At 69.2% G+C, this 6,666-nt stretch carries 3 protein-coding genes and 5 pseudogenes; 4 read left to right on the forward strand and 4 right to left on the reverse strand.

Annotation, left to right across the window (positions count from 1 at the left end):
- Positions 1–219: pseudogene (locus AB0A94_RS38345) on the forward strand (transposase); the annotation flags it as partial.
- Between the two features lie 372 nt (positions 220–591).
- On the opposite strand, the gene AB0A94_RS38350 reads toward AB0A94_RS38345, so the two are convergent.
- The 3 genes and pseudogenes from AB0A94_RS38350 to AB0A94_RS38360 all read right to left on the reverse strand — a co-directional run bounded on the left by AB0A94_RS38350 (position 592) and on the right by AB0A94_RS38360 (position 3,242).
- Positions 592–2,199, reverse strand: coding sequence for an alpha/beta hydrolase (locus AB0A94_RS38350; RefSeq protein WP_361751639.1), 1,608 nt, complete (start codon positions 2,197–2,199; stop codon positions 592–594).
- Between the two features lie 343 nt (positions 2,200–2,542).
- Positions 2,543–2,950 (reverse strand): annotated as a pseudogene (locus AB0A94_RS38355) (transposase); the annotation flags it as partial.
- A 7-nt stretch (positions 2,951–2,957) separates the two neighbouring features.
- Positions 2,958–3,242, reverse strand: a complete 285-nt coding sequence (locus AB0A94_RS38360) for a hypothetical protein (protein ID WP_361751641.1) — start codon at positions 3,240–3,242, stop codon at positions 2,958–2,960.
- A gap of 310 nt (positions 3,243–3,552) precedes the next feature.
- Here AB0A94_RS38360 and AB0A94_RS38365 point away from each other — a divergent pair.
- From AB0A94_RS38365 to AB0A94_RS38375, 3 genes and pseudogenes are all read left to right on the forward strand, one after another.
- Positions 3,553–4,785, forward strand: a pseudogene (locus tag AB0A94_RS38365) (Tn3 family transposase); the annotation flags it as partial.
- Positions 4,786–5,013: 228 nt separating this feature from the next.
- On the forward strand, positions 5,014–5,622 hold the full coding sequence (locus tag AB0A94_RS38370; protein ID WP_361751643.1) for a superoxide dismutase: 609 nt from the start codon (positions 5,014–5,016) through the stop codon (positions 5,620–5,622).
- A gap of 180 nt (positions 5,623–5,802) precedes the next feature.
- A pseudogene (locus AB0A94_RS38375) lies at positions 5,803–6,488 on the forward strand (IS5 family transposase); the annotation flags it as partial.
- 94 nt (positions 6,489–6,582) lie between these two features.
- Here the strand turns inward: AB0A94_RS38375 and AB0A94_RS38380 are convergent.
- Positions 6,583–6,666, reverse strand: a pseudogene (locus tag AB0A94_RS38380) (IS5/IS1182 family transposase); the annotation flags it as partial.

Genomic DNA, 6,666 nt, shown 5'->3' on the forward strand with positions numbered 1-6,666 from the left:
CGAGCTGATCGCCGAGCGTGCATGGCTGACGGTGTTCCTGCTGCCCGCCTGCTCACCCGACCTCAACCCGGTCGAGGGGTGTGGGCCCACGTCAAGCACAGCCTGGCCAACCTCACCGTCGTCGCCCTGGACCGGCTCGAAGCCCTCGTACGCAACCGGCTCAAGCGCCTGCAGCACCGGCCCGGCACCCTCGACGGCTTCATAGCCGGCACCGGCCTGCCCCCGACGAACCAGCCTCACCCCGACAAGCCGAAGTCAGTAGGGCGGGGTGGTGCAGAGTGCCGTCGGGGTTCGCGCTCGAGTCGGCCAGTAGGTCGCGGTCGACGAACCGCCGTACCATGAACGCCGTCACGTTCGCCTCCTCTCCGATGATGTTCGGGGTGCTGAGTGCGTCGGCGATCCGGTTGGCCGGCTCTGTTCACGAGTCGTGGGTGCTGGCGCAGATCCCGGGGAGTGGCCGGGGGCTGTTTCGAGTATCGATGCAGCGGTTCCCGGCCATCGCCGTGATGGTTGGGGCGACTGCTGTCGGCCCCATCGAGGCGACTCCAACCGGACAGCGGGCCGGACGGGGAAGCACCGCGTTCCGGCGGGTTACTTCTGGGTGACGTCGGTGCAGTGGACGTCCTTGTCCGGCAGGCGGCCGGTGGTCAGGAAACCGACGGTGGCCTTGTCGGCGCAGGCGGAGCCTTCGCCGTAGACGTAGTGCCCGCCGTTGTCGACGCCGACGAAGGCAGAGCCGCCGCCGAGGGACTTGTGCAGCCCGACGCCGCTTTCCCACGGGGTGGCGTTGTCCCGGCGGTTCTGCAGGATCAGGGTGTTGCGCGGGCCGCCCTTCACGACCTTGACCGTCGCCTCAGCGGGCTTGTCCCAGTAGGCGCATGCCCAGATGTTGGCGGGCATGCCCGCGGTGAGCGGCCACTTCTCGCGGTCGGCGGTGGTGCGGGCGGCATAGCCGTCGACGTCGTGCGGCCATTCGGCGTCGCCACAGGTGAGAGCCATGAACATGGTGGCCTGGTTGTCCGCGGGGATGCCCGGGGACGTCGGTGTGGCGGCGAACACCTCCTTGAGAACCGCGGTGTCGGCGGCCGTGGTGCTGCCGTGGGTCAGGTTGTCGGCGGCCTTCCAGAACTTGGCGAGCACGGGAAGGGTGTCGTTGTGCAGAAGCAGGGCGTAGGTCATGTTCCGCAGCAGCGCCCCGTCCAGCGACACCGAGGTGCCGGGAATCGCTGCGGGCGTGCGGTCGAGCCGGTCGGCGAGGGTGAGGTAGGTGTGGGTTACCTGCGCGACGTTCGTGCCCAGCTTGAGGGTGCCGGCCTGCGCCGCGGCGACGCGGGCGGCATCGGGGAACCGGTCGGCCGTGCCCTTGCCCCAGGTGTCCGCCACCTGGTCGGCCCATACCTTGGTGGGGTCGACGTTGCCTTCCAGGATCATTCGGTCGGTGTGGTGCTGGAAGAGGGAGCGGTAGACGGCGCCGAGGTAGGTGCCGTAGGACTGGCCCCAGTAGGAGATCTTCTTCTCGCCGAGCGCCTGGCGGATGCGGTCCATGTCGCGGGCGGTGTTGGCGGTGTTGTAGTACCGCAGGTTCTTGCCCACTGTGTCGGCGCACTGCTTGGCGTCGGCTTTGGCGAGGGCCACGTTCTTGGTGATCGAGCCGTCCGCGGCAGGATAGGGGAACAGCCCGGACACGCTGGGGTCCTGCAGACCGCAACTCTGTGGGGTGCTGTGTTCGACGCCGCGCGGGTCGAAACCGATCAGGTCGTAGCGGTCCAGCACGGATTTCGGAAGCGTGGACGCCATGGTTCCGGGCATGTCGAGACCGCCCAGGGCCGGCCCGCCAGGGTTCAGCAGCAGAACGCCGTGTCGCTTCCCGGGCTGTGCGGTGGACAGCCGGGAGACCGCCACGTCGATTTTCGTGCCGCCCGGGTTCTGGTAGTCGAGTGGCACCTCCAACGTTCCACAGGCCAGGTGGGGGTCACGGGTTTGCCCCTCGGCCAGGGCCGGGCACTTGCCCCAGGTGATCCTGGCGTCGCCCGCGTTCTCGCCGACGCTCTTGCCGGAAACCTTGGCCGGTTGCGAGCCCTTCGCGCCGGCACCACACGCGACCAGCGCGGTTCCTGTCAGCGTGGAAACCAGCAGAGCTGCGGCGATTCGGCGGCCTCTGGGGAAACCGTGCTGCGCGGAACTGCGTGTCGTGGTCATGGTGTTGTCCTTAGCTACTGGGCCGGTCGGCCTTGCTCGGCCGTTGTGTTGACGATTCGAGTCAACAAGAGACCACCGGTGGCGCGCGTCACCCCAGAGAGGACAAAACAGGTAGCTCGCTCGGGGGATCCTGGGCCGACCCTGAGAACGGAGCGGCCGCCGTGGGGCGTATCGGATGAGCTGTGGGCGGGAACGAGCCGCTGCTGCCGGCTTGCCGCGCCGCACGGCGTCACAGGGCCGTCAGGCTCGGTTGCCGGGCCCTCCACCTTGATCGTGGACACCTCGACACTGGATCTTGAGTCCAGGGAGAGGAGTCCCAGGTGGGAACCCATAAGAGGTCATCTCAATTGGTGAGTCCGCGGTAGCGGATGAGGGTGCAGGCGATGCTGGTGAAGGCCGGGAGATGTTCCGCCTTGCGTTCCTGGCGGCGGTGCGGTCGACGGCAGCCGGCGAGCCAGGCCATGGTCCGCTCGATCACCCGACGGTGGCGGCCCAGCCGCTTGGAGGACTCGATGCCCTTGCGGGCGGTGCGGTGCCGGATGCCGCGCTCGCGGAGCCGTTTCCGCAGATGGGCGTAGTCGTATCCCTTGTCGCCGTGGAGCTTGGCGGGTTTGCGTCGGCGTGGGCCGCGGCGGGAGCGGACGGGCGGGATGCCGCGCACGAGCGGCTCCAGGGCCTGGCCGTCGTGGAGGTTGGCGCCAAAGATTCCGATGGACAGGGGCAGTCCGGTCCGCTCGGTGATCAAGTGGATCGGGCCGTCAGGCGGCCGCTGTGTAGGTCGTCCTGGCAGGACGGACCAGGTGGTCACTGTCCGTCCACACCGAGCCGACCGCGAAGGGCTGACCGTCGAGGCGCAGGGTGTCGCGGACGATGACTGCCCAGCGGGCGCTGGCGCGGTGCAGGAGCCGCGCGGCCTCGGCCGGGTCGGTGACCAGTGCCAGGACTTCGAAGCGGCCGTCGACGTTCTGGTAGATCGCGCCCGGCCGACGGGGGCCGATCTCGTCGGTGACGCTGGACAGCGGGAGAGCGGTGATGGCGTTCATGCTGCGGCTCCGATCATCTGGGCGAGACGGTGTGAGGCGAGGGCGTCGGTGAAGTCGGTGGACGACTTACACCGGACCCGGGCCAACCGGTAGTAATCGACTGCCCGGCACCGAGCCCTCCTCACTAGGAAACGGGCCGGGAAATGCAAGGAATTGCCGTGCAGCAACTGCTGCGGGGATCGGCCAGCATGGGCATGAAGTCCTCTTGAGCGATGGGGAGACTGCTGTACGAGCAGCTACGGCCCCGGCCACCCTGTGCGGACGGCCGGGGCCGTGGTCGTTCGTCGCGGCTTGTGAATCATGCGGTGATTTGAAGTTCCTGGTGACGGTGGTCGATTTCGGCGCCACACCGGAGGGCGTTGCGGTCCTGAAGGCGTTGAGGTCGCCGCCGGACCTGACGGGACGCAAGATGGTCGGCCCGGCGGAGATCGACACCGGCCTGCTCACCGGGTCGTGGCGGCGCCTGGTGCTCTCCGCGCCGCGCCTGGAGCCGGGCACGGTCGGCTGGAAGGCGTACACGTTCTGCGTGCTGGAGCAGCTGCACCGGATGCTGCGGAGCAAGCAGGTGTTCGCGGAGAACTCCTCCAAGTGGAGCGACCCACGCGCGGGACTGCTGGACGGAGACGCATGGGAGCAGGCCAAGCCGACCGTGCTCGCCTCGCTCAACCTGCCTGCCGAGGCGGGTGAGCACCTGGCAGCGCGGGCCGCGCCGCTGGACGGTACCTGCCGCGAGGTCGCCGCGCGGGTGCCGGCGACCTCCCAGCTCGTGCTCGACGACGCCGGCCGCCCGCACTGCCGCCCTGGAGCCGGAGCCCGAACCCGCCTCCCTGCGCCGGCTGCGCGAGGCAGTGGAAGCGGTGCCGCCCCCGTGTCGACCTGTCGGAGGCCCTGTTGGGGGTGTTCTCCTGGACCGGTGCCGACCAGACGTTGACCTCGGTCACCTGTGGCGAGGCAAGACTGAAGGACCTGCACGTGACGACCACCGCGCCCCTGGTCGCGCACAGCCGCAACGTCGGCTGCACCCCGGTCATCGGGCGCCGGGGCGGAGCCACCTGGCTGAACTGATCAACGATTCCGCATGTTGTCCCGCGACCGGCGGCCGACCCCGCTCGGTGACGCGATCGCCCGCTATGGGTGGATCTCCAGGACCCTGCACATCCTGCGTCTGGTCGACGAGTCCGGCTACCGGTGGCAGATCAAGAGCCAGGCCAACCTCCAGGAGGGCCGCCACTCCCCCGCCCGGAAGACCTTTCATGGCAGGCACGGGCAGCTCTACCAGCGCTATCAGGACGGGATGGAGGACCAGATCGGGGCGCTGGGGTACGTCCTGAACGCACTTGTCCTGTTCAACACCCGGTACAGGGACGCCGCGGTGAACCAGCTGCGCGCGGACGGCTTCGACGTCCGCGACGAGGACGTGGCCCGCCTCTCCCCGTTCGTCCGGCACCACATCAACATGCTGGGCCGGTATTCCTCCCAGCTCCCCGCCTTGCCCGACGGGCTGCGGCCCCTGCGCGCCCGGGACACGGCCGAGGAGGAGTGAGCGCGAGCCCGCGGCACAGAGACGGGGCCGGCCGATACCGGCGGGTGCCGGGTGAGAAGACGATCACCTCTCGGGAAGGGACGCACCGTTCACGGTGCTGCACTGCCGAAAGCTGACTGGCCGGCCCCGCCCTTCCATGCTGATGCATGAAGCTTGTTGTTGCAACTAGCTCGCAATAAGGGTCATGCTTGCTTCTGACGATCATCGCCTGGAAAGGGGCTGAGCCACATGGGCGCCTACGCGCTTCCGGACCTGCCATACGACTACTCCGCGCTCGCTCCGGCCATCACGCCGGAGATCCTGGAGCTGCACCACGCCAAGCACCACGCCGCTTACGTCAAGGGCGCCAACGACACCCTGGAGCAGATCGCCGAGACCCGCGACAAGGACCAGATCACCCCGATCGGCCTGGTCGGACTGGAGAAGACCTTCGCCTTCAACCTCTCCGGCCACGTCCTGCACTCGATCTTCTGGCAGAACCTCTCCCCGGACGGCGGCGACCGCCCCGACGGAGCCCTGGCCACCGCCATCGACGAGCACCTTGGCGGCTTCGAGGCGTTCAAGAAGCAGCTCACCGTGGCCACCACGAGCGTCCAGGGATCCGGCTGGGGCGTGCTGGCCTGGGAGCCGCTGGGACGCCGCCTGATCGTGGAGCAGGTCTACGACCACCACGGCAACGTCGGCCAGGGGAGCGTCCCGCTGCTGGTCTTCGACGCCTGGGAACACGCCTACTACCTGCAGTACAAGAACGTCCGCCCTGACTACGTCACCAAGCTCTGGGACCTGGTCAACTGGGAGGACGTCGCCGCCCGCTACACCGTCGCCGCCGGTGCCTGACACCCGGTGAGCGCACCCTCACCGGTGGGCCGGGAAGCCGAGCTTCCCGGCCCACCCCGTTCCCCACGCCCGCACCTGATCTCCGCCTCGGCCCAGAACCTCCTGGCCCGCCGCGCGGCCGGAGAGGAGGCGCCGATCAACCTCGCCGTCCGCCGGCCCACGCGGGTTCGGCTGACACCGTACCTGCCCCAGGAGCTCGGGTTCGGCTCGGGCATGACGTGCCGGCGGCACCTGGCGGCCTGGAACGAGGCGGGCGTCTGGGACCAGCTGCACCAGCTGCTGAACACGCCGCGGTCGAAGAACCAGTTGGACTGGTCGCGGGCGGCGATCGACTCTCCCCCTGGCTTCGCCGGGGGCACCCCCACCCACGTCGGAGCGGCTCGGCGGGGCCCAGAAGCGGACCCAGCCCGGTCGGCCGCGCACGGCCGGGCAGCAAGCATCACATCATCACCGGCGGCCAGGGCATCCCGCTCGCGGTGTCGCCGACCGGCGGCAACCACAACGACGTCACCCAGCCCCTGCCCCTGCCCCTGCCCGACAGGATTCCAGCGGTCGCGGGAGTCTTCGGCCGGCCGCGCAGGCGGCCCGACCTGCTCTTCGCCGACCACGGCTACGACCACGACACGTACCGCCGACTCCTTCGGCAGCGCGGGATTCGCCCGGTGATCGCCGAGCGTGGCCAGCCGCACGGCACCGGCCTGGGCACCTTCCCCCGGGTCGTCGAGCGGACCATCTCCTGGCTGCACGGCTCCCACCGCCTGCGCATCCACTGGGAAAGACACGACGACATCCACGAAGCCTTCCTCGGACTCACCGTCTGCCTGATCCCCCACCGCCACGTCCAGAGGCTTTGTCAGGACCGGTGAGCCGTCGCCCGGACGCGCAGAGGTCGACGTCGCCCTAAAAGTTGTTGCAGAAGGTCGGGCTCGGGCAGGTCGGAGTTGTGCCTGACCTGCTGTTTCACCCAGCCAGGGCGAGGTTGTGCATGGTGGCGACGGCTTGGACGGCGTGGTGGAGGCCGTCGCCTTTCTGTCGGCAGTCGCG

Origin of the sequence: Streptomyces sp. NPDC044984 (assembly GCF_040646935.1) — a bacterium.
Classification (GTDB): Bacteria; Actinomycetota; Actinomycetes; order Streptomycetales; family Streptomycetaceae; genus Streptomyces.

What these genes read in the sequence shown, in the direction of transcription:
- AB0A94_RS38360 (WP_361751641.1), bottom strand. Translation starts at nt 3,242, where the DNA reads ATGAACGCCATCACCGCTCTCCCGCTGTCCAGCGTCACCGACGAGATC.
- AB0A94_RS38370 (WP_361751643.1), top strand. Translation starts at nt 5,014, where the DNA reads ATGGGCGCCTACGCGCTTCCGGACCTGCCATACGACTACTCCGCGCTC.
- AB0A94_RS38350 (WP_361751639.1), bottom strand. Translation starts at nt 2,199, where the DNA reads ATGACCACGACACGCAGTTCCGCGCAGCACGGTTTCCCCAGAGGCCGC.